Source organism: Streptomyces rhizosphaerihabitans, assembly GCF_025399795.1.
Lineage (GTDB): Bacteria > Actinomycetota > Actinomycetes > Streptomycetales > Streptomycetaceae > Streptomyces > Streptomyces rhizosphaerihabitans.
The window spans coordinates 24,212-47,205 of the sequence record NZ_JAODTZ010000048.1; the positions used below are offsets into that span (position 1 = coordinate 24,212).

Below are 22,994 nucleotides of genomic sequence, written 5' to 3' on the forward strand. Positions count from 1 at the left end.
CGGCGCCTCGACGCCGTACGCCCCCCCCATACGCCCCGAGGCCCCGCCCGAGGCCTGGAGACCTTGTGCTGCAGCCGCGACGCGCTGCAGTCCTGAGGCGCTGCAGTCCTGAGGCGCTGCAGTCCTGAGGCGCTGCAGTCCTGAGGCGCTGCAGTCCTGAGGCGCTGCAGCCCCGAGGCCTGCAGCCCCGAGGCGCTGCAGCCCCGAGGCGCTGCAGCCCCGAGGCCTGCAGTCCCGAGGTCTGACTCCCCGAAGCCTGACGCGCTGACGCCGCGACGCGCTGACGCTCCGAGGCCGGACGCCTTGACGCCCCGACGCCCGGCGGCCTGGTGCCGACGCCCAGAGAGCTGATGCGTTGGCGAGGGGCCCCCGCGCCGCCTGCGCACCGATTCGGATGGTCCGCCAGATACGGCACGGTCGCGCAGGCGGCGTGCTCAGGCCTTGCCGGCCTTCTCCATGAGCGTGAGCATCTTCTCGGCCTCGGCCCGCCGGGCCTCGGCGACCTCCCCGTCCAGCCGCGCGCACGCGGCAAGGACCACGCGCGCACGTGCGGTGGCGGCGCCGTGCCGCCCCAGGTCGGCCTCCAGCCAGCCGGCCGCCAACTCGGCACCCGTCCGGGCGTCGAGCAGGGCGTCCCCGAGGGAGGCGAACACCGGGATCGCCCGGGTCATGTGCCCGAGGGCCTCCTCGAACGCTTCCCGTGTGGCGGCCTCCTCCGCGTCGTTCGCCACGGAACGGGCCACCAGATCCCCGAACTGGCGGTGGGTGTGCCCGAGTTCGGCGACGATACGGCGCCGAGCCTCTTCGTCCTCGAGCCCGACGCCGGTCCCGGGTCCGGGGCCGGCGTCGGGTCCCGCTTCGACTGTGGTTCCGGTCCCGGTACCCGTCCCGAGTCGGGTCCCGGTCTCGACGGCGGTTCCCGCTTCGTCCCGGCCTCCGGCTCCGGGCTCGCCCCCGCCTCCGGCCCCGGTTGAGTCGTCCGGCATGCCCGAGCGTTCTGCCCCCGGTGAGCCCGGTGAGCCCGGTGAGCCCGGTGAGCCCGGTGAGCCCGGGGCAGTAGACCAGCTCTCCACCGCCGACGCGCACTCCTGGACCGCCGCTCCCATCAGCTCCCGCGCCCCGTCGAGTCCCCCGTCCAGCCGGGCCGCGGCCCACGCGCGTGCCCGGAGCGCCCGGACCAGCCCGTGGACGTTGCCCAGCTCGCGCCAGAGGTCGCCCGCACGGGCGTACGCCTGATCGGCCTGGGCGGTCATCCCGGCGCGCCCGAGAGCCTCGGCCGCGAGGTGCGCGAGCATCGCGTGGTCGCGCTGCTCGGGCCAGTGCCGGGCGATGTCCGCGGCGCGCAGCCAGTGCTCGGCGGCCTCGCGATGCTCGCCGAGCTCGGTGAGGCAGTCGCCGAGCCACCAGCGCGTCTGCACGATCACGCCGTCGCCGTGCATCTCGCCGGTCAGATCCGGCAGCGCCGACTCCAGGATCTCGGCGGCCTCCGCCCATCGTCCCCGGCGGAGCAGGAAACCACCGAGCTGGTGGCGTGCCCAGGCCCCGAACGTGGCGGCCTCGCCCGCTTCGTCGGCCCAGTGCGCGGCCTCCAGGGCATGCTCCGAAGCGGGGCCGAACCGCCCGGTCGCGGCGAGTATCTCGGCGAGCCGGAGATGCAGCTGGGCATGGCCGGCCGGCTCCAGGTGGGAACCTCCGTGGTCCAGCGCCGCGCGCGTCGCCCGCTCCGCCGCCTCCGTGTCGCCGAGGTGCATCGCGATCCCGGCGAGCCGGGAGTCGTACTCGACGGCGAACCACGGCAGCCCCGCCGCCACGAACCCTTCGACGGCGCGCGTGAGGAGCTCGGCGGCCCCTTCGGCGTCATCGGCGCGGGCCGCGAGCTCGCCGAGCATCGCGTACGCCTCGGCGGCCCGCGACGCCAGCGCCACGTCGTCCCCGGCATGCGGCTCCGCGAGGGCCAGCAACTCCCGCGCGGCCTCCTCGGCGGCGACCGTCACATCGCCCTCGGAGCCGGTGCCGGCGAGCGGCTGCCCGTCCTCCGGACCGGCCTCCAGCTCGTCCACCCGATGCATCAGCGTCCGCGCCCGCCCCACCAGCACGGACGCCGTCTGCGACACCTCCGCCCCGCCCTCCGCGAAGAGCGCCAGCACCTGCTCGCGCAGCTCCGCGACGGTGTCCAGGACCTTTGCGGCCCCGCCCGACAGCGCCTGGACGTACGCGGCGCGGGAACGGGCCGCCAGCGCCTCCCCGGGGTCGCCCGCCTCGGCGTACAGCTCGGCGGCCCGGTGGAAGAGGCCGGCGCCCTCCGGCCCGCGGCCCATCGCCGCGTGATCGGCGATCTCCGCGCGGTCGCGGACCTGCAGCTCGTGGCCCTCGGAGGCGCGCGAGACCGCCGCCCACGCCTCCACCGCGTCCGGGTCGCGCAGCGCCGAGAGCCGCCGGGCTTCGGCGAGCAGCGCGTCCAGGTGGGGTTCGGCTGCCTCGGCCACGGCCTGCGGCAGGGGAGCGGCCGGCGCCGACAGGTGAGGTCCGGTGCGCGCCGGGCGCGCGGAGCGCACGCCCAGCGGCAGCCGGTCGACGAGCGCCGGCTGATCCATGCGCGCGAGGGCCCGCTCACTGACGTACGACGTGCCGTTGCGGGCGTCGAACCGCTCGGCCAGCGCGAGCGCCTCCCCGCGCGCGTGCACGGCGAGTTCCGCCGCCGTCCATGCGCGCCCCGCGGGCCCGGGAACCGGCTGCCCGCCGAGTCCGCGGGAGGTCAGGCGGTCCATGGTGAGCGCCACCACCGCCATGAAGTCCAGCCCGCTGCGCGGGTCCCCGGAGTCCGTGAAGTAGGCCGGGCGCTCCGCGAGCAGTTCCAGGGCGCGCGCCTCGTTGCCGGTGAGGGCGCAGAACTCCACATGGTCCGCGTACGCGCCCCGCATGCTCTCCATGCCCCGCACCAGCCGGAAGCCGCGCAGATGATGGGCGCGCGCCTCGTCGACGCGCCCGAGGCGCAGCAGCGGCAGCAGGGAGGACGCGAGGACGGTGTGCGGCTCGTGGGCGCAGGTGTACTCGCCCTCCAGCACCGGCGCCCACAGCTCCAGCGCCTCCGGGTCCGCGCCGCGCACCGCCCGCCACCACCCCTGCCCGTGCAGCTCGCACGCGTGGCAGTCGGCCATGGAGTCGCGGTCCGCGGCCATCCAGGCGGTGTACGCCCGCTCGGCGCGCGCCAGGTCGCCCAGGTGGGCGGCGACGCTGAACTCGGCGCTGCGTACGGCCCGTTCGGAATGACCGGCGAGACGGTAGCGCCGCTCCATCTCGCCGAGCCACTTCTCTATGGAGGCGAGCGGAACGTGCGGCTGGTCGAGCATGCCCGCCGACATCCACTTGAAGACCCAGTGCAGGGAGTGGATCTCGAACTCGTCGAAGTCCTCGGGGTGTTCGTCCCACATGCGCAGCAGGCGCGCGAAGGGGACGAACATCTTGCCCTTCTCGGAGCTGTAGTTGTAGACCTTCAGCTGGTGGCCGAGCGCCTCGATGACGGCGAGCGGGATGTTCAGCTTCTCGGCCTCCACGAGCAACTGCTCCGCGCGCGCGTTGCGGCCGGGCCCCTCCGGCTGCTCGTAGTTGTCCGCCATCGCCCGGCGCAGCGTGTCGAAGTCCATGGCCGGGTTCATCGGCGGTCGTCCTTTCCGGGGTCGGTGTGGGTGGCCCACTCCAGGAGGCCGATGAAGGCGCGGTTGAGGAGCGCCGAGTCCGCGGGCCGCAGCGGGCGCTGGGCCATCAGCAGGGCCTGTCCGTAGAGGGACTCCGTGGCCGTGCCTATCAGGTCCGGATCACCGAGCGAACTGATCCTGCGGATCAGCGGGTTGAGGTGATTGAGGACCAGACGCGCGCGGGGGGTGCTGCCGCGCAGCGAGCCGAGAATGCCCGCCCACAGGTCGTCGGCCTGCTCCTCGGCCTGAGCGCGGGCCTGTTCGTGGCGGGCCGCCCGGTCGTCCAGATGCAGGGCGGGCACCGACATGGGGTGGAAGGCGCGCAGGACCACATCGCAGTTCAGCGGGTCGAGCCTGGCCCGTGCGACCCCCAGGAAGGCCGACAGGGCCAGCTCCTCGGCCGGGTCCACCGCGTCCAGGTGAGCCGTCACGGTGTCCGCGTCCAGCTCCGAGACGACCGTCCCGGGACGCACGGCCGGCAACGCCTCGATCAGCTCGCTGTCGTACGTGTAGCCGCCGTTGACGACCCCGACGCCCTGCGCGGAGGCGATCGGCGCGACCTGCCGGTACTCCTCGACGGTCCGTGTGAAGTGCACCACCGGGTGCCGCTGCGCGAACTCCTCCAGGGACAGCCGTCCGTCGGTCGTCTCGAAGGGCAGCCACGGCAGCATCGTGCGCAGCATCTCCGTGTCGTGCCGCGCCAGCGACTTCACGCCCAGGTGGTGCACCGAAAGGAACGCGGCGAGCCGTTCCGGATCGCCCGCCGCGAGCCCCGTCAGCCAGGACCGGATGCGCTCGCCCAGTGCCTCCCGTACGGCGGCGAGGGTCTCGTCCTCGTACAGCGACTCGCGGGACGCGGTGGGCCGCAGGCTGTCCGTGTCGAGGACGCAGCGCACGAAGAACGCCCAGTCCGGCAGCAGCTGTTCGGCCCGCTCGGTGAGCAGCATGCCCTTCAGGTGCACACGATGGCTCGCGCGCTGGGCGGGGCTGACCGCCGACGGCAGGACGTAGGCCACGCCCCGGATCCCGGCGACCGGCACGTCCAGGTCGATCGAGTCCAGCGGAGTGAAACCGAACAGGTCGTGGCAGTGCCGTGCCAGGGCGACTCTCCGGGTGGCGGGACTCGGATAGGGCCGGTCCCAGGGCGCGGGCAGGTCCGCGATCGGCTCGTCGCCGACCCGTACGTCGTACGGCAGCAGCGCGCCGAAGTCGCGCGCCAGCGAACGGACCCGCTCCTCGCTCAGCCACTCGCCGGCCCCGGCACGGGCCACCAGGTGCACGGTGGTTCCCGGTTCGGTGCGCGCCTCGTGCGGCAGGGTGCGCACGGTGTACGAGCCGTCGTCGGCCGCCGTCCACTCGACGGGCGCCGCGTCGGGCGTCCGGGCACTGCGGCTGACCACCCGGATGCGCTCGGCGACGACGAAACACGCCAGCAACCCGATGCCGAACTGGCCGAGGAAGTCCGAACGCGCCGACTCCAGGCCGTCGTTCCGCTTGGAGCTGCGGCCGATCGTCGCCAGCAGGCTGTGCACGTCGGACTCGGTGAGCCCGACGCCGGAGTCCTCCACCCGCAGGGTGCCGCCCTCGGCGTACAGGCGAACCGTGGCCGGGGCGTCCGGCTGCTCGGCGCGCCGCGCGGTGATCGCGTCGACGGCGTTCTGCAGCAGTTCGCGCAGATAGACCTTGGGACTGGAGTAGAGGTGATGGGAGAGGAGGTCGACCAGACCGCGCAGGTCGACCTGGAACGTATGAGGTGACGGGGAGGCCTGGGACGGCTGTGAGGTCTGGGAGTCCATCGTCGCTGCGCCGGTCGGTGGGGGGACGGGCGACGGCGCGGGGTCGGGCGGTCCCGGGGGAGGTGACCGCGAAGAGGGCCGGAGCGCGTCATCCTAGGCCCGGAACGAGCCGTCTGACCAGCGGATTTCCGGGACGTATACGGCAATGTCAGTGCCGTGGTGTGCAATGGATCTCGTGCCCGTGCTCGAAGAACCACTGAAGAAGGCGCTCGGTCCCGCCACCGCGAAGGTGATGGCCGAGCACCTCGGCCTGCACACCGTCGGCGACCTGCTGCACCACTACCCCCGCAGATACGAGGAGCGCGGGCAGCTCACGCACCTCGCCGACCTGCCGCTGGACGAGCACGTGACCGTGGTCGCCCAGGTCGCCGACGCGCGCCTGGCCACCTTCGCCTCGTCCAAGGCGCCCCGCGGCAAGGGGCAGCGCCTCGAAGTCACCATCACGGACGGCAGCGGCCGCCTCCAGCTGGTCTTCTTCGGGCACGGCGTGCACAAGCCCCACAAGGACCTGCTGCCCGGCACCCGCGCGATGTTCTCCGGCAAGGTCTCCGTCTTCAACCGCCGCCTCCAGCTCGCCCATCCGGCGTACGAACTGCTGCGCGGCGACGGCGAGGAGGCCGTGGAGAGCGTCGACAGCTGGGCGGGCGCCCTCATCCCGATCTACCCGGCCACCGCCAAGCTGGAGTCCTGGAAGATCGCCAAGTCGGTGCAGACGGTGCTGCCGAGCGCCCAGGAAGCGGTCGACCCCCTCCCGGACCCGCTGCGGGACGGCCGCGGCCTGGTCACCCTCCCCGAGGCCCTCCTCAAGATCCACCGCCCGCACACCAAGGCCGACATCCACGACGCCCGCGCCCGCCTCAAGTGGGACGAGGCCTTCGTCCTCCAGGTCGCCCTGGCCCGCCGCCGCCACGCCGACGGCCAGCTCCCCGCCGTCGCCCGCGTCCCCGCACCGGACGGCCTGCTCACCGCCTTCGACGCCAAGCTCCCCTTCACCCTCACCGAGGGCCAGCAGAAGGTCTCCAAGGAGATCTTCGACGACCTCGCCACCGAACACCCGATGCACCGGCTGCTCCAGGGAGAGGTGGGCAGCGGGAAGACAATGGTGGCCCTGCGCGCCATGCTCGCCGTCGTCGACGCGGGCGGGCAGGCCGCGATGCTCGCGCCCACCGAGGTGCTCGCCCAGCAGCACCATCGGTCGATCACCGAGATGATGGGCGAGCTGGCCGAGGGCGGCATGCTCGGCGGGGCCGAGCACTCCACGAAGGTCGTGCTGCTCACCGGTTCCATGGGGGCGGCGGGCCGGCGGCAGGCGCTGCTCGACCTGGTCACCGGCGAGGCCGGGATCGTGATCGGCACGCACGCGCTGATCGAGGACAAGGTGCAGTTCCACGACCTGGGCCTGGTCGTGGTCGACGAGCAGCACCGCTTCGGCGTCGAGCAGCGCGACGCCCTGCGCGGCAAGGGCAAGCAGCCCCCGCACCTCCTGGTGATGACCGCCACCCCCATCCCGCGCACGGTCGCGATGACGGTCTTCGGCGACCTGGAGACCTCGGTGCTCGACCAGCTCCCCGCCGGGCGCTCCCCGATCGCCAGTCATGTCGTCCCGGTCGCGGACAAACCGCACTTCCTCACGCGCGCGTGGGAGCGCGTGCGCGAGGAAGTGGAGAACGGCCATCAGGCGTACGTTGTCTGCCCCCGCATCGGTGACGAGGACGACGACCCGAAGAAGGGCGGCAAGAAGAAGTCCCCCGAGGACGAGGCGGAGAAGCGTCCGCCGCTGGCCGTCCTCGACGTCGCCGCCCAGCTCGCCAAGGGCCCCCTCCAGGGCCTCAAGGTCGAAGTCCTGCACGGCCGGATGCATCCCGACGACAAGGACGCCGTCATGCGCCGCTTCGCCGCGGGCGAGACGGGCGTCCTCGTCGCCACGACCGTGATCGAGGTCGGCGTGAACGTACCGAACGCCACCGCCATGGTGATCATGGACGCCGACCGTTTCGGTGTCTCCCAGCTCCACCAGCTGCGCGGCCGCGTCGGCCGTGGCTCGGCCGCGGGACTCTGCCTCCTGGTCTCAGAGATGCCGGAGGCGAGCCCGGCGCGTCAGCGGCTGAACGCGGTGGCCTCGACCCTGGACGGTTTCGAGCTGTCCCGCATCGACCTCGAACAGCGCCGTGAGGGCGACGTCCTCGGCCAGGCCCAGTCCGGCGTCCGTTCCTCCCTGCGCATGCTCGCCGTCATCGACGACGAGGAGATCATCGCGGAGGCCCGCGAGGAGGCCACCGCGGTCGTCGCGGCGGACCCGGACCTCAAGGGCCTTCCCGGACTGCGTACCGCCCTGGACGCCCTGCTGGACGAGGAACGGGAGCAGTACCTGGACAAGGGCTGAGCGGCGGCGAGGGGCCGGCGGCTGAGAGACTGGGAGGAACCGACACACCCCCAGCGCAAAGGACCCTCATGACCCGCGTGATCGCCGGCCGGGCCGGCGGACGCCGTCTGGCCGTCCCGCCGGGCACCGGCACCCGCCCCACGTCCGACCGGGCGCGCGAGGGACTCTTCTCCACCTGGCAGTCCCTGCTCGGCGGCCCGCTGGAGGGCGAGCGCGTGCTCGACCTGTACGCGGGCTCGGGCGCCGTCGGCCTGGAGGCGCTCAGCCGCGGCGCCGGACACACCCTGCTCGTCGAGGCGGACGCCCGTGCGGCCAAGGTCATCCGCGACAACGTGAAGTCGCTCGGCCTGCCGGGCGCCGAGGTCAGAGCGGGCAAAGCGGAGCAGATCGTCCGGACGGCGGCGCCGGAGGCACCGTACGACCTGGTCTTCCTCGACCCTCCGTACGTCGTCCTGGACGACGATCTTCGGGAGATTCTGCTCACACTCCGGGCCGGGGGCTGGCTCGCGGAGGATGCGCTCGTCACCGTGGAGCGCAGCACCAGAGGCGGCGCATTCGGATGGCCGGACGGTTTTGAAGCCGTCAGGGCCCGTCGATACGGCGAGGGAACGTTTTGGTACGGTCGCGCCGCCTCTACGTGCGAAGACGCACGATGACCGGACCGGAGAGCGAGGGACCACTGTTGCGCCGCGCCGTCTGTCCGGGGTCATTCGACCCCATCACCAATGGACACCTCGACATCATCGCCCGCGCCTCCCCGCTGTACGACGTCGTGCACGTCGTGGTGATGATCAATCAGTCGAAGAAGGGCCTGTTCACGGTCGACGAGCGGATCGAGCTGATCCGCGAGGTCACGGCCGAGTTCGGCAATGTCCAGGTCGAGGCCTACCACGGCCTCCTCGTCGACTACTGCAAGCAGCGGGACATCCCGGCCATCGTCAAGGGCCTGCGCGCGGTGAGCGACTTCGACTACGAACTCCAGATGGCCCAGATGAACTACGGCCTCTCGGGCGTGGAGACCCTGTTCATCCCGACCAGCCCCACTTACAGTTTCCTCTCCTCCTCACTGGTCAAGGAAGTCGCGAACTGGGGCGGTGACATCTCCCATCTGGTGCCGCCGGTGGTCCTTGCGGCGCTCAAGGAGCGGCTGGGCCAGGACTGAGTGCCTGACAGCCCGTCACCCGGTGTCGGACGGGGCAGCAGTGGTCGTACAGTCGACCCGTCCGTCTCCATCACAGCTGTAGAGAGTGGCGAGCACACGGTGGACGTGCAGAAGAAGCTCGATGAGATCGTCGCGGCGGTCGGCAGTGCCCGTTCCATGCCCATGTCGGCCTCGTGCGTGGTCAACCGCGCCGACCTGCTGTCGATGCTGGAAGAGGTGCGCCAGGCGCTGCCCGGTTCCCTCGCCCAGGCGCAGGAGCTGATCGGCGGCCGCGAGGAGATGGTCGAGCGGGCCCGCCAGGAGGCCGAGCGGATCATCGAGACCGCGCATGCCGAGCGGGGCTCCCTGATCTCCGACACCGAGGTCGCCCGCCGCTCGCAGAACGAGGCGGACCGGATCCTCGCCGAGTCCCGCAAGGAGGCCGAGGAGATCCGCGCCGAGGCCGACGACTACGTCGACTCCAAGCTCGCCAACTTCGAGGTCGTCCTCACCAAGACCCTCGGCTCCGTCGGCCGCGGCCGCGAGAAGCTCCTCGGCTCCGGTCCGGGCCTCGACGAGCAGGGGTACGAGGACGAGGACGCCCCCGAGCGCAGTCACGACCCGGAGACCCTGCGCCGCAACGCCGACGAATACGTCGACATCAAGCTCGGCGCCTTCGAGGCCGTCCTCGCCAAGACCCTGGAGGCCGTCGGCCACGGCCGGCGGAAGCTGCACGGCCGGATCGCCAGCGACGACCTCGGCGATCTGAGCGCCTTCGGTGACGACGGGACGCCCGGTGCGCACACCAGCGACGCCGACTACCTGGCCGGCCTCGCGGAGCTCTCCGACGTCCCGGAGCGGCCCGACCGGACCCCTGAGCCGGCCGCCCAGCCGTCCTACGGGCAGCAGCAGGAGGCGTACGCCTACCAGCAGCAGGCCGACCCGTACGGCTACCAGCAGCAGTACACCCAGCAGCAGGACGCCTACGGCTACCAGCAGGCGGACCCGTACGCCGCCTACCAGCAGCAGGGCTACGACCAGCAGCAGGCGTACGACCAGAACCAGCAGGTCTACGCCCAGCAGCAGGCCCATGCCATGGATCAGCAGAACCACGCCCTCGACGAGGCCAGCCTCTTCGACACCAGCATGATCAGCGCGGAGCAGCTGAGGGCGTACGAGCAGGGGCGCGGCGGCCACTGACCGCGGGGTCAGGAGGGGCGCGCACCGTCGGCCGGGACCGGCGGTACGGACCGGATTGGGCCGAGAGCGAAAGGTCCAGTATCCTGGCTCTTCGGTCGCGTGTACGTCCGCGATCCACGCTGCCCGCGGGACACCAAGGGCGGCGTTCCCTTGAGTTCGAAGATCGAAAGCAGGAATGGCTCTGAACGCCCGCCTCGACCACCGCAATCCTCTCGTGTTCGACACACACGAGCTGGGGCGGCGTCCTGGCGCGCTCCAGCGCCTGACCCGCACGATCGACGCTCCCAAGGATCTGGGGATCCAGGGTGTCATCGGAGTGCCGGAAGGTACCCCGATGGAGCTCGCGCTCCGTCTGGAGTCGGTCATGGACGGGGTGCTTGTCACAGGCACCGCCCGTGCATCGGCCAAGGGGGAGTGCGTAAGGTGTCTGGAGCCGCTTGAGCAGGTGCTCGCAGCGGATTTCCAGGAGATGTTCTCGTACCCTGACGCCGATGACCGGGGCCGCCCCAAGGCGGAGCCGGTCGACGACGCCGAGGACGACGAGGACACGCTCTTCCTCGAGGACGGCCTGTTCGACCTCGAACCCGTGCTGCGTGATGCGGTGGTGCTCGCACTGCCGATGCAGCCGGTGTGCCAGGACGACTGCCCGGGCCTGTGCTCCGAATGTGGAGCCCGGCTCGCGGACGACCCGGAGCACCACCATGACGCCGTCGACATCCGTTGGGCGGCACTGCAGGGACTCGCCGGTTCACTCGAAGATGGCGAGAAGGACGAGTTGAGCGGCGCCGAACCTGGCGTCGACGAGAAGCAGGAGAAGTAGCCGTGGCTGTTCCGAAGCGGAAGATGTCGCGCAGCAACACGCGCCACCGCCGGTCGCAGTGGAAGGCTGCGGTCCCCACCCTGGTTGCGTGCGAGCGCTGCCACGAGCCCAAGCTGCAGCACATCGCGTGCCCGGCTTGCGGCACCTATAACAAGCGCCAGGTCCTCGAGGTCTGAGCGGCTGGTGAGAGGTCTGATGTCTGACGCCAAGGCGGATCCGACCGCCAAGAAAAAGGCGGACAACACAGCCTCGTCCCACACGCTTCTGGAAGGGCGGCTCGGCTACAAGCTCGAGTCCGCCCTTCTGGTGCGTGCGCTGACCCACCGTTCCTACGCGTACGAGAACGGCGGTCTGCCGACCAACGAGCGTCTGGAGTTCCTCGGGGACTCCGTACTGGGCCTCGTGGTCACGGACACGCTGTATCGCACCCACCCCGACCTGCCCGAAGGCCAGCTGGCCAAGTTGCGGGCCGCGGTGGTCAATTCTCGTGCGCTGGCGGAAGTGGGCCGCGGCCTCGAACTCGGCTCCTTCATCCGGCTCGGCCGGGGCGAGGAAGGCACGGGAGGCCGGGACAAGGCGTCCATCCTCGCCGACACCCTTGAAGCGGTGATCGGCGCCGTCTATCTCGACCAGGGGCTGGAGGCGGCGGGCGAACTCGTCCACCGGCTCTTCGACCCGCTGATCGAGAAGTCATCGAATCTTGGTGCCGGCCTGGACTGGAAGACCAGTCTCCAGGAACTCACGGCGACCGAGGGGCTCGGAGTTCCCGAGTACCTGGTCTCGGAGACCGGCCCGGACCACGAGAAGGTCTTTACTGCTGCCGCCCGCGTCGGAGGCGTCTCGTACGGCACCGGCACCGGCCGCAGCAAGAAGGAGGCGGAGCAGCAGGCCGCGGAATCCGCGTGGCGTGCCATCCACTCCGCCGCGGACGAACGCGCGAAGTCGGCCCAGGCCGCCGAACAGGCGGCTCGTGCCGCCCAGCAGGCGGCTCAGGACGTCGAGGAGACCGCCGACACCTCCTCGACACCGACCACCGACACGGCCACGGCCTGACTCCTTCATCCAACTGAAGTACCCGCAGTACCCGCAGTACCCGCAGTACCCGTAGTACCCGTAGTACCAGCAGTACCAGCAGGACCGGACCCCGTCGCAGCGCTCTCGCGCCGCGGCGGGGTCCACGCGTTGACGCGGCTCCGGCCCCGGACGGAGGCTGGAGCTGGAGCTGGAGCTGGAGCTGGAGCTGGAGCTGGAGCTGGAGCCGGAGCCGGGGAGGGCGCGGGCCGGCCCAACTCCTCGGCGGCTGCGTGCCGCTGGACCGGGACGAACCGCTCGCCGACGACCGCCGCCGAGCGCGATGTACCCTTCCGGCATCACCCGCTCAGCCCGCACCTTTGGAGGAGTCCCGTGCCCGAGCTGCCCGAAGTCGAAGTCGTGCGGCGGGGCTTGGAGCGCTGGGTCACCGGGCGGGTCGTGAATTCGGTGGACGTACGGCATCCGCGGGCCGTGCGGCGGCATCCGGCGGGACCCGACGGCTTCGCGAAGGCGCTCGCCGGGCACCGGGTGGGCGAGGCGATGCGCCGCGGCAAGTACCTGTGGCTGCCGCTCGACGACTCGCCGTTCTCCGTGTTGGCGCACCTCGGTATGAGCGGCCAGCTCCTCGTGCAGCCGGAGGACGCCGTCGAGGAGAAGCACCTGCGCGTCCGCATCCGCTTCGAGGACGACCGGGGCACCGAGCTGCGTTTCGTCGACCAGCGAACGTTCGGCGGGCTGTCGCTGCACGAGAACACGCCGGACGGCCTCCCCGACGTCATCGCACACATCGCCCGCGACCCGCTCGACCCCCTCTTCGACGACGCCGCGTTCCACACCGCGCTGCGGGCCCGCCGTACGACGGTCAAACGGGCTCTGCTCGACCAGTCGCTGATCAGCGGCGTCGGGAACATCTACGCGGACGAGGCGCTCTGGCGCTCCAAGCTGCACTACGAACGCCCGACGGGGACCATGACCCGGCCGCGCACCGCCGAACTCCTCGGCCACATCCGCGACGTGATGAACGACGCCCTCGCCGTCGGCGGCACCAGCTTCGACAGCCTCTACGTCAACGTCAACGGTGAGTCGGGCTACTTCGACCGCTCGCTCGACGCGTACGGGCGCGAGGGGGAGCCCTGCCACCGCTGCGGGACGCCGATGCGCCGGCGGGCCTGGATGAACCGCTCCAGCTACTTCTGCCCACGCTGCCAGCGGCCACCCCGCCCCGGAGTCTGACCTCTGGGTCACCCGGCTCCGGAGTCTGACCTCTGGGTCAGCAGGTCCCGGTGTCCGATCTCCCGGGCGGCGCCCCCGGTCCGACCCCCTACGCCTCGGGCCGGGCCGCGCGCGTCTCGTCGTAGCGTCCGCGGGCCTCCAGGACGTCGTCCATGCGGCCCTCGACGAACGTGATGAGGGTCAGCAGCCGCTCGGCGACCTCGTGGCCCAGCGGTGTGAGGGTGTAGTCGACGCGCGGCGGGTTCGTGGGCCGCGCGTCGCGGTGCACCAGACCGTCACGCTCCAGCGAGTGCAAGGTCTGAGAGAGCATCTTCTCGCTGACGCCGTCGACCCGGCGGCGCAGCTCGTTGAACCGGAACGTGCCGTCGTGGAGCGCTCCCAGCGTGAGCGAGCCCCAGCGGCCGGTGACGTTCTCCAGCGTGCCCCGCGAAGGGCAACCGCGGGCGAACACGTTGTACGCGAGGTCCTTGCCGTCGGCGCACACGGTGTTCTCGTCACTCTCGGCGCGTTCCGTGATCCGCGCGGACGATTCCATACCACCAGCATACTCAGCCACAGCGCTGCCCAGGGGGTTGCACTAACTCCTGGTTAGCCTTTGTGGGCTGGGCGGCCCGGACACTGGAACCAACCCAGCCGTATTGACGTGCAGATATGGGGAGTGCCTGGGATGCCGTCCCCGGATCGGGACATGACCGCACAGGCCGACGGATGGATGCGAGTACGGACCACATGGATGCAATCCACGATGACGTAGCGGAGTTCGCGTTACTGCTGATGCGTCTGAAGGAGCGCACAGACCGCAGCTACGCGGCGCTGGCCCGCCGTCTGGGCATGAATGCCTCCACGCTGCACCGCTATTGCGCCGGAGAGGCGGTTCCCCTGGACTTCTCCGGGATCGAGCGGTTCGCCGCGCTCTGCGGAGCCTCCCCCGAGGAACGCGTGGAGTTGCACCGCCGGTGGATCCTGGCAGTCGCGGCGCGGCAACGACCACGCCCATCCGATGCCAGGCGGGCACCGACGCCCCACGGCACCACCAGCACCGCGGTATCGGCAGCATCCGCGAGCCACAGAGGCCCGGCGGACGGGGCACCCGAGCCGATCTCGCCGGCCGATCCGCGCCCCGAGCCGATCTCGCCGACCGACCGGCGGCCTCGCACCGGGCGCCCCCGACGACGGCCCGTGCGATCGATAGCACTGGCGGCCTCGCTCGCCGTCGCGCTTGCCGGCCTCACCACATCTGCTGCCGGACCCCCCTCCGGTGGCGGTGGGTCGTCGGCCTCCGCCCGCACCGCACCGAAACCCTCAGCGCCGGGCAAGCACAGCGGCGGCAGGCCGCAGTCCGCTGCCGGACCTCCCTCCGGTGGCGGTGAGCCGTCGGCTTCCGCCCGCACCGCACCGAAACCCTCAGCGCCGGCCACGCACAGCGTCGGCAGCCCGCAGAAGAACCGGGCGAGCGGCGGCACGGTCCCACTGGCGACCCCGCTCACCTGGACGGCCGACTCCCATCTCTGGCAACTCGAATGCGACCACGACTACGTCATCGCCAAGCCACCGCAGCAGGTCCCGCCGCCGCCGACCCCGGGGGACGCCGCGGCGTGGGCCGCGTCCCAGCAGGCGGTGCACGGGCGCACCACCGATCTGCGGATCTCGGTGCAGGGACGCGGCTCCGACGCCGTCGTCCTGGAGGCACTGCACGTGCGCGTGGTCAACAGCATCACCCCCGCCGCCCGCCGGGGCATCGCCTACTCCATGTACGAAGGCTGCGGCGCCGTCCTCGCCCCCCGCTACTTCTCCGTGGACCTCGACGCGCACCGCCCGCTGGCCCGTTCGATGCCCGGCAACGACCCCGACAGACCGATCCCCGCGATCGACTTCCCGTACCGGGTGTCCCTGCAGGAGCCGGAGGTCCTGCTGGTCTCCGCGCGCACCGAGTCCTGCACCTGCGACTGGTACCTCGACCTCGACTGGTCCTCACAGGGCCGGACCGGCACGGTGCGCATCGACGACCACGGCCGCCCGTTCCGTACCACCAGCATCAAGGGGCTGCCGCACTACTGGTACCGCAACCCCTCTGGCTGGGTCCCCATGACCGCCGCCCACGACACGGCGGAAACCGGCGGCTGACGAAGCGGCAGGCCCTCGCTGTACCCCCAACTCGCCTCACCCCGCGTCCACTCGCCTCACCCCGCGTCCTGGGTGCCCGAGGGCATGGGTGTACCAGGGGCGGGTGCATGGTGGGTGGGGTGTCGTGGTGCGATACGACGCTCGACTTCGGAGCGGTCAAACCGGAGGAATCCGGCCCGGCCGTGGACAAGAAGCCCCCAAGGCGGTCGGCGGGCGCATGCCCGACTTCGCCGGCAAGTCGGTCAAAGCGGCGCGCGCAGCCCTGGATTCGGGGACGTCGATCACTGTCGACGACGTGTCGGGGGAGGACCGATTCGTCTTCCTGGAGTCGAACTGGCAGGTGTGCACGCAGACCCCGGCGGCAGGGGTGTCCGTGAGCGGACAGCCGGTGACGCCGAAGGCCGTCAAGTTCGGCGAGGCCTGCCCGTAGCCCCAGCCCACCAGTGAAGCCCCGGATCCGTACCGTCCGGGGCTTCGCCGATATCGCCGATATCGCTGACGGCCGCGCTGCTGCGTGATCGCGCTCCGCTCGGCCGGCGCGGCGAGGGAGTCGGGGTTTCGGCGCCCTGAGAGCTGGGTCACCTCGCGAACGACGTCGCGGGCAAGGTGATGCCCATCGATCTGCTCGGGGGGAAGCCTCGGCTTCCAGGGGTGCGGCTGTGGCGTACACGCACCTGATGCCGTCGAGCGGGACCCGGACCCGGGCCGCTGTGGAGATGGTGTCTTCAGTGATGAAGAACCCACAGGGACGGCCCGGATGTGGTCCAGGAAGGTGCTTAGCTCTCTGACCTGCGGTTATTTCAGTAGCCGAAGTCCTGCGTCCACCAAGGGCCGCCCGTGGCGAAGTGAACTCCGACGCCGAGGGTCTTGAAGTCGCAGTTCAGGATGTTGGCCTTGTGGCCGGGGCTGTTCATCCAGGCCTCCATGACGGCTGCCGCGTCGGCCTGGCCGCGGGCTATGTTCTCGCCGCCGAGGCTGGCTATCCCGGCCGTCGCCGCACGGTCCCACGGGCTGAGCCCGCTCGGGTCGGTGTGGTCGAAGAAGTCACGCGCCGCCATGTCCTCGCTGAAGGCCTGGGCCAGGTCCGTCAGGGCACTGTTCGCGGCGACCGGGCTGCAACCGACCTTGGCGCGCTCGTCGTTGACGAGCTGGAGCACCTCGGCCTCGGCGGCGGTCTGAGCGGACACGTCCACCGGGGTCTTGGCGACCGGGGCCTTTGTCTCCTTCTTGGAGGGCTTCGAAGCTTCGGGAGCCTTGGGCTCCTTCGTCTTCTCCTCCTTGGAGGCTCCGTTGCCCTGCTTCTTCGGCGGCTCCGTTGTGGTCGGAGCGGCCGACGGCGACGTGGAGGTCGAGGGGGCGACGGTCGAGGGGGTCGTCGCGCGACCGGAGCCGCGGCTGGTCGACGTGCCCTCACGGGCGTCCGCGCTGCCCGAGGTGCCGCCCTGCGGGGTGTCGATGGTGGACGGCGAACCGGCGGCCTGAACGCTGTCGGAGTTGCTGCCGCCACCGCCGAGCGCGTAGTTGTCGGCGCCGGGCATGACACCGGCGGCGACGGCCACGGTGCCGAGGGCCACGGCCGCCGAGACGCCGAGCAGTCCCGTCTTGACCGGGCTCGGCCCCTTCCGCTTGCGGTGCGAGCGGTTGGAGGCCGCGGACGGGAGATCGGCGACGGCCGCGTAGCCGTACAGGTTCTCCGGGCCGTAGCTTTCCGTGTGGGCACTGCTCGTATCTGTGACTCCGGTGGCGCGCCCTGTGGCGGCGCGGCCGGCGTCGGAGCGTCGGTGGCGTCCCATCTCTTGGGCCTTCCTCGATCTTGAGTCAGCGATCCTCACCTGAACCTCACCCGAAAGAGTGAGTTTCTAATGAGACTCATTGGGTCGGGACGGTACCCCATGGCGCAAGGGGAGGATGTGCTCCGCGAGACATTGTCCGGTTAGCGTGCAGCCATGAACGAGGTTGCACGGCTGGTCGTCTGGGTGCGCGGACGGGTCCAAGGTGTGGGTTTCCGCTGGTTTACGCGGGCCAAGGTGCTGGAGATCGGCGGGCTGAGTGGTTTTGCTCTCAATCTCGACGACGGACGCGTCCAGGTGGTCGCCGAGGGCTCCCGGGCCGGCTGCCAGAACCTGCTCGACTGGCTCCAGGGAGACGACACGCCCGGCCGGGTGGACGGAGTCACTGAGATCTGGGACACGCCCCGGGGGATCTACGACGGCTTCGCCATCCGGTGACGATGACGGCCTCGATGCCCCGAAAAGATGTCATGGCGTATGCCACCGGCACCCGTCAGTAGCGGAAACGGCCTGGTGGTTGCCAAGAACGGCTCGAAGTGGCAGGCTCCCGAGGTAACGATGATCTCGACGCCCTGAGGGCCCCGCAGGAGTCGCCGCGCCGCCGTTTCAGAAGCCGCGCGACAGTGGGTTGCCCGCCGATGCAGGGCGTGATCGTGTTGACCGTCAAACTTTTTGGTGAGACGCTGAAAGCCCCGCGCACCTTAGCTGTTTGGCATGTGGAACGGCAGCAGGACATCAGCAGTGTCAAGCATCGCGGGTGCGATTCCCTCACGACCCACACCGCTTCGGTCGGTCACTCAGTGTGGAGGACCATCCATCATGGCAAAGGCGCTTCTCGGTTACGTCGGCGGTTCCGATCCGCGACTCATTGCCGAGATGCGACGGCTCCAGCAGCGCGTCCAGGACCTCGAATCCGAGCTCGTACGGATTCAGGCCGAGAACGACGCGCTCGCGGCTGCCGCTTCTCACGACTCGCTTCTCGAGAGCATCGACGTACCCCAGGCGGAGCCTGCGCTCACCTGATCACTGCACCGCACCACGACAGCAGTGGTTGGGCAGCCCGAATCAACCGCTAAGTTGTCAGATTTGCAAGGGACGCCCTCAGGCGTCCCTTCTTTCTTTCCCCCGAGCACCCTTCCCCCTCTTTAACGTCTGGTGTGCCCTGCGCGTTCATGGGTGAAACCGGGCGTTCATGGAGTGAGACCGACCCGAAAGGTAGAGTCCAGCGGCGTGCACCTCAAGGCCCTGACCCTGCGCGGGTTCAAGTCGTTCGCCTCCGCGACCACGCTGCGGTTCGAGCCGGGCATCACCTGTGTCGTGGGCCCCAACGGCTCGGGCAAGTCCAACGTCGTGGACGCGCTCAGCTGGGTCATGGGCGAGCAGGGGGCCAAGTCGCTGCGCGGCGGAAAGATGGAGGACGTCATCTTCGCCGGCACCACCGGGCGTCCGCCGCTCGGCCGTGCCGAGGTCTCCCTCACCATCGACAACTCCGACGGGGCCCTGCCCATCGAGTACGCCGAGGTCACCATCACGCGGATCATGTTCCGCAACGGCGGCAGCGAGTACCAGATCAACGGCGACACCTGCCGACTGCTGGACATCCAGGAGCTGTTGTCCGACTCCGGCATCGGCCGTGAGATGCACGTCATCGTCGGACAGGGCCAGCTCGACTCCGTCCTGCACGCCGACCCGATGGGCCGCCGCGCCTTCATCGAGGAGGCGGCGGGCGTCCTCAAGCACCGCAAGCGCAAGGAGAAGGCGCTGCGGAAACTGGACGCCATGAAGGCGAACATGGCCCGCGTCCAGGACCTCACGGACGAGCTGCGGCGCCAGTTGAAGCCGCTCGGCCGGCAGGCCGCCGTGGCACGTCGCGCCGCCGTCATCCAGGCCGACCTGCGCGACGCCCGGCTGCGCCTTCTCGCCGACGACCTCGTACGCCTGCGGGGGGCGCTCCAGTCCGAGATCGCCGACGAGGCCGCGCTCAAGCAGCGCAAGGACTCCGCCGAGGCCGAGCTGAAGCAGGCGCTCCAGCGGGAGGCCCTGCTGGAGGACGAGGTACGGCAGCTGACGCCGCGCCTGCAGCGCGCCCAGCAGACCTGGTACGAACTCTCCCAGCTCGCCGAACGGGTGCGCGGCACGATCTCGCTGGCCGACGCGCGCGTGAAGAGTGCCACCTCGGTGCCCGCCGAGGAACGGCGCGGACGCGACCCCGAGGACATGGAGCGCGAGGCCGCCCGCATCCGTGAGCAGGAGGCCGAACTCGAAGCGGCTCTGGAGGCGGCCGAACGGGCCCTGGAGGACACCGTCGCGCACCGCGCCGAACTGGAGCGTGAACTCACCGTCGAGGAGCGCCGCCTCAAGGACGTGGCCCGCGCCATCGCCGACCGCCGCGAGGGCCTCGCCCGCCTGGGCGGCCAGGTCAACGCCGCACGTTCACGCGCGGCCTCCGCGCGGGCCGAGATCGACCGGCTCGCCGCCGCCCGCGACGAGGCCCAGGAGCGCGCTGTCACCGCCCAGGAGGAGTACGAGCAGCTGAAGGCCGAGGTGGACGGTCTCGACGCGGGCGACGCCGACCTCGCCGAACAGCACGAGGCGGCCAGGCGGGCGCTGTCCGACGCGGAGGCCGCGCTGAGCGCGGCCCGCGAGGCGGCCACCGCGGCCGAACGCGAGCGGGCCGCCACCCAGGCCCGCCGCGAGGCGCTGGCCCTCGGCCTGCGGCGCAAGGACGGCACGGGAGCCCTGCTCGGCGCCACGGACCGGCTCACGGGCGTACTGGGTCCCGCCGCCGGACTGCTGTCGGTCACTCCCGGCTTCGAGGTTCCGCTCGCCGCCGCGTTCGGCGCGGCCGCGGACGCCATCGCGGTCAGCACACCCGCCTCGGCGGCGGAGGCCATCCGTCTGCTGCGCAAGCAGGACGCGGGCCGCGCGGCGCTGCTGCTCGCCGGAGCACCCGAGGAACCCCGCGCCGACGCCGGTCCGACGGGCGGCGCCTCCATGGACGTACCCCTTCGTGATGACCAGGACCGGGGCCGGGACCGGGGCCAGAATCAGGGCCAGAACCGGGACCGGGAACAGGAACAGGACCGGGACGTGGAGCGGGGCGACGGGCCGCCGTACGCCGCCGATCTCGTCCGTGGTCCCGCCGAGCTGATGCCCGCCGTACGGCGGCTGCTGCGCGGGATCGTCGTCGTAGGGACCCTCGAAGAAGCCGAGGATCTGGTCTACGCGCGGCCCGGACTCACCGCGGTGACCGCCGAGGGCGACCTGCTCGCGGCGCACTTCGCGCACGGCGGGTCCGCAGGGGCGCCCAGCCTGCTCGAAGTGCAGGCCTCCGTGGACGAGGCGGCGGCCGAGCTGGAGGAACTGGCCGTCCGCTGCGACGAGTTGACCGAGACGCAGCGTCTGGCGGCCGAGTTGCGCACGCAGCGGGCCGCGCTCGTCGAGGAGTTGGGGGAGCGGCGGCGGGCCGCCGAGCGGGAGAAGTCCTCGGTCGCGCAGCAGCTCGGACGGCTGGCCGGGCAGGCGCGGGGCGCCGCGGGCGAGGCGGAACGCAGCACCGCGGCCGCCGCCCGCGCGCAGGAGGCGCTCGACCGGGCCGTGGAGGAGGCCGAGGAGCTGGCCGAACGGCTCGCCGTGGCCGAGGAGATGCCCGTCGAGGAGGAGCCCGACACCTCGGTACGGGACCGGCTCGCCGCCGACGGCGCCAACGCGCGGCAGACGGAGATGGAGGCCCGGCTCCAGGTGCGTACGCACGAGGAGCGGGTCAAGGGACTCGCCGGACGGGCCGACTCGCTCGACCGGGCCGCCCGCGCCGAACGCGAGGCACGCGCGCGGGCCGAACAGCGCCGGGCGCGGCTGCGTCATGAGGCGGCCGTCGCCGAGGCCGTCGCCTCCGGTGCCCGGCAGTTGCTCGCGCACGTCGAGGTCTCGCTCGGCCGGGCCGAGGAGGAGCGCACCGCCGCCGACAGCGCCAAGGCCCACCGTGAGCAGGAGCTCGTCGCCGCGCGCGGCCAGGGCCGCGATCTCAAGGCGGAGCTCGACAAGCTCACCGACTCGGTGCACCGGGGCGAGGTGCTCGGCGCGGAGAAGCGGATGCGCATTGAGCAGCTGGAGGCGAAGGCGCTGGACGAACTCGGCGTCGAGCCGGCGGGCCTCGTCGCGGACTACGGCCCCGACCAGCTCGTACCGCCGTCGCTGCCCGCCGAGGGCGAGGAACTGCCCGAGGACCCGGAGCACCCGCGCAACCAGCCGCGGCAGTTCCACCGTGCCGAGCAGGAGAAGCGGCTCAAGTCGGCCGAACGGGCGTACCAGCAGCTCGGCAAGGTCAATCCGCTCGCCCTGGAGGAGTTCGCCGCGCTGGAGGAGCGCCACAAGTTCCTCAGCGAGCAGCTGGAGGACCTCAAGAAGACGCGCGCCGACCTCCTCCAGGTGGTGAAGGAGGTCGACGAGCGCGTCGAGCAGGTCTTCACCGAGGCGTACCGGGACACCGCCCGGGAGTTCGAGGGCGTCTTCAGCCGGCTGTTCCCGGGCGGGGAGGGGCGGCTCATCCTGACCGATCCCGACAACATGCTCACCACGGGTGTCGACGTGGAGGCCAGGCCGCCGGGCAAGAAAGTCAAGCGGCTCAGCCTGCTCTCCGGCGGCGAGCGGTCGCTGACCGCCGTCGCGCTCCTCGTGTCGATCTTCAAGGCGCGCCCCAGCCCGTTCTACGTGATGGACGAGGTCGAGGCGGCGCTGGACGACACCAATCTCCAGCGGCTGATCAGGATCATGCAGGAGCTGCAGGAGGCCTCCCAGCTGATCGTGATCACGCATCAGAAGCGCACGATGGAGGTCGCCGACGCGCTGTACGGCGTCTCCATGCAGGGCGACGGCGTCTCGAAGGTCATCAGCCAGCGACTGCGGTGACGCCCCGGCGCACCCTCCGTGCGCCCGTGTCGGCTGACGCCCACGCATGCCCTGTGCGCCCGTGTCGGCTGACGCCCACGCATGCCCTGTGCGCCCGTGCTCGTACCCCGTACCCACCCGATGCCGTGGGTCTACCGCCCGTCCGGCTCCGGCAGGTCCTCGCCGACGCCCTCGTCGGCGAGTTCGGCGATCACCTCCGCGTGGCAGCGCTCCGGGACGCACCAGCAGCCGAGCCGGTGGCCGCGCAGGGCGGGGAGCCGGGCCAGGAGCTCCGGACGCGCGAGCAGATGGGCGCGGTACATCTCGACGACCTCCTCCCGGGTGCCGTCGTGGCCCGGACGGAACGGGCTCGCCAGCGGGGACCCGGCCAGGTGCCAGCCGCCCCGGTGCATGGCGCGGCCGACGTACACCACATCTGCGTACGCGGGATCGTCGCGGTGACCCTTCAGGTTGACGACCGTGGTGGGCGGCATGACCGGATCCTCGCCGCTCGGGCCGTCACGGGCAACGCGAACACGGCACGGACGGTGTCGGCGCGGGCGTACCCCCGCGGGCCGTCCGCCGTGTTCCGCATGTCACACCCGGGCGTTTCGTTCAGGATCCGCATGCCGGGACAACGCTCCGGCCGTCGCCCGAGCCGGAGGTCCCGACGGGCGCGATCCCACGTGCGGTCGGCCGTGGGCAGGCCGAAACGCTGCGGATTCCGCTGCTCCGACACGCGGGAGTGGCAGCGCGGCCCGGCGCTCACCGTGACCTTTGATGGAGCATTCAGGCACTCAACATTCAAGTATTGAACACAGCTACGTCACATGAGACAGATAAACGCACATGGCGCCAACTTTGACTTCGAAAGTTGAAGACATAGTCTCTCC

18 protein-coding genes are annotated in these 22,994 nt (G+C 71.3%); 13 read left to right on the plus strand and 5 right to left on the minus strand.

The window, feature by feature from the left end; translation table 11 throughout:
* Positions 1–434: 434 nt before the first annotated feature.
* Together N4G66_RS34660 and N4G66_RS34665 are read right to left on the minus strand one after the other, a co-directional pair.
* On the minus strand, positions 435–3,656 hold the full coding sequence (locus tag N4G66_RS34660; protein ID WP_261708256.1) for a tetratricopeptide repeat protein: 3,222 nt from the start codon (positions 3,654–3,656) through the stop codon (positions 435–437).
* On the minus strand, positions 3,653–5,491 hold the full coding sequence (locus tag N4G66_RS34665; protein ID WP_261708257.1) for an HSP90 family protein: 1,839 nt from the start codon (positions 5,489–5,491) through the stop codon (positions 3,653–3,655). The genes N4G66_RS34660 and N4G66_RS34665 overlap by 4 nt, the downstream gene beginning before the upstream one ends.
* 166 nt (positions 5,492–5,657) lie before the next feature.
* Here N4G66_RS34665 and recG point away from each other — a divergent pair, with 166 nt between their 5' ends.
* The 8 genes from recG (at position 5,658) to mutM (ending at position 13,300) form a co-directional block, all read left to right on the plus strand.
* Positions 5,658–7,874 (plus strand): ATP-dependent DNA helicase RecG, encoded by a 2,217-nt coding sequence (gene recG / locus N4G66_RS34670; RefSeq protein WP_261708258.1) that lies wholly within the window; start codon positions 5,658–5,660, stop codon positions 7,872–7,874.
* A gap of 29 nt (positions 7,875–7,903) precedes the next feature.
* A complete protein-coding gene (gene rsmD / locus N4G66_RS34675; RefSeq protein WP_261708303.1) occupies positions 7,904–8,530 on the plus strand; it encodes a 16S rRNA (guanine(966)-N(2))-methyltransferase RsmD in 627 nt (208 codons plus the stop codon).
* A gap of 26 nt (positions 8,531–8,556) precedes the next feature.
* Positions 8,557–9,036 (plus strand): pantetheine-phosphate adenylyltransferase, encoded by a 480-nt coding sequence (coaD, locus tag N4G66_RS34680; protein ID WP_261708304.1) that lies wholly within the window; start codon positions 8,557–8,559, stop codon positions 9,034–9,036.
* Positions 9,037–9,135: 99 nt separating this feature from the next.
* Complete coding sequence (locus tag N4G66_RS34685) at positions 9,136–10,215, plus strand: ATP synthase F0 subunit B (protein ID WP_261708259.1); 1,080 nt, start codon at positions 9,136–9,138, stop codon at positions 10,213–10,215.
* A gap of 175 nt (positions 10,216–10,390) precedes the next feature.
* Complete coding sequence (locus tag N4G66_RS34690; protein WP_261708260.1) at positions 10,391–11,035, plus strand: YceD family protein; 645 nt, start codon at positions 10,391–10,393, stop codon at positions 11,033–11,035.
* 2 nt (positions 11,036–11,037) lie between these two features.
* Positions 11,038–11,211, plus strand: coding sequence for a 50S ribosomal protein L32 (gene rpmF, locus N4G66_RS34695; protein WP_006139588.1), 174 nt, complete (start codon positions 11,038–11,040; stop codon positions 11,209–11,211).
* A gap of 19 nt (positions 11,212–11,230) precedes the next feature.
* Positions 11,231–12,088: a ribonuclease III gene (rnc, locus tag N4G66_RS34700; protein WP_261708261.1), complete on the plus strand. Its 858-nt coding sequence runs from the start codon at positions 11,231–11,233 to the stop codon at positions 12,086–12,088.
* 351 nt (positions 12,089–12,439) lie between these two features.
* Entirely contained in the window at positions 12,440–13,300 is an 861-nt protein-coding gene (gene mutM / locus N4G66_RS34705) for a bifunctional DNA-formamidopyrimidine glycosylase/DNA-(apurinic or apyrimidinic site) lyase (RefSeq protein WP_261708262.1), read from the plus strand.
* An 88-nt stretch (positions 13,301–13,388) separates the two neighbouring features.
* Here the strand turns inward: mutM and N4G66_RS34710 are convergent, their stop codons facing one another.
* On the minus strand, positions 13,389–13,835 hold the full coding sequence (locus tag N4G66_RS34710) for a winged helix-turn-helix transcriptional regulator (RefSeq protein ID WP_261708263.1): 447 nt from the start codon (positions 13,833–13,835) through the stop codon (positions 13,389–13,391).
* Positions 13,836–14,029: 194 nt separating this feature from the next.
* Here N4G66_RS34710 and N4G66_RS34715 point away from each other — a divergent pair, with 194 nt between their 5' ends.
* Both N4G66_RS34715 and N4G66_RS34720 read left to right on the plus strand, forming a co-directional pair.
* A complete protein-coding gene (locus N4G66_RS34715) occupies positions 14,030–15,424 on the plus strand; it encodes a helix-turn-helix domain-containing protein (protein WP_261708264.1) in 1,395 nt (464 codons plus the stop codon).
* A 217-nt stretch (positions 15,425–15,641) separates the two neighbouring features.
* Complete coding sequence (locus N4G66_RS34720) at positions 15,642–15,854, plus strand: PASTA domain-containing protein (protein WP_261708265.1); 213 nt, start codon at positions 15,642–15,644, stop codon at positions 15,852–15,854.
* Positions 15,855–16,224: 370 nt separating this feature from the next.
* Here the strand turns inward: N4G66_RS34720 and N4G66_RS34725 are convergent, their stop codons facing one another.
* Positions 16,225–17,217 (minus strand): CAP domain-containing protein, encoded by a 993-nt coding sequence (locus tag N4G66_RS34725; protein ID WP_261708266.1) that lies wholly within the window; start codon positions 17,215–17,217, stop codon positions 16,225–16,227.
* A 153-nt stretch (positions 17,218–17,370) separates the two neighbouring features.
* Here N4G66_RS34725 and N4G66_RS34730 point away from each other — a divergent pair, with 153 nt between their 5' ends.
* The 3 genes from N4G66_RS34730 to N4G66_RS34740 all read left to right on the plus strand — a co-directional run bounded on the left by N4G66_RS34730 (position 17,371) and on the right by N4G66_RS34740 (position 22,122).
* Complete coding sequence (locus tag N4G66_RS34730; RefSeq protein ID WP_261708267.1) at positions 17,371–17,652, plus strand: acylphosphatase; 282 nt, start codon at positions 17,371–17,373, stop codon at positions 17,650–17,652.
* Positions 17,653–18,033: 381 nt separating this feature from the next.
* Positions 18,034–18,237, plus strand: coding sequence for a hypothetical protein (locus tag N4G66_RS34735; protein ID WP_028802434.1), 204 nt, complete (start codon positions 18,034–18,036; stop codon positions 18,235–18,237).
* A gap of 207 nt (positions 18,238–18,444) precedes the next feature.
* A complete protein-coding gene (locus N4G66_RS34740; protein ID WP_261708268.1) occupies positions 18,445–22,122 on the plus strand; it encodes an AAA family ATPase in 3,678 nt (1,225 codons plus the stop codon).
* 131 nt (positions 22,123–22,253) lie between these two features.
* Here the strand turns inward: N4G66_RS34740 and N4G66_RS34745 are convergent, their stop codons facing one another.
* Positions 22,254–22,595 (minus strand): DUF4326 domain-containing protein, encoded by a 342-nt coding sequence (locus tag N4G66_RS34745; RefSeq protein ID WP_261708269.1) that lies wholly within the window; start codon positions 22,593–22,595, stop codon positions 22,254–22,256.
* Positions 22,596–22,994 lie beyond the last annotated feature (399 nt).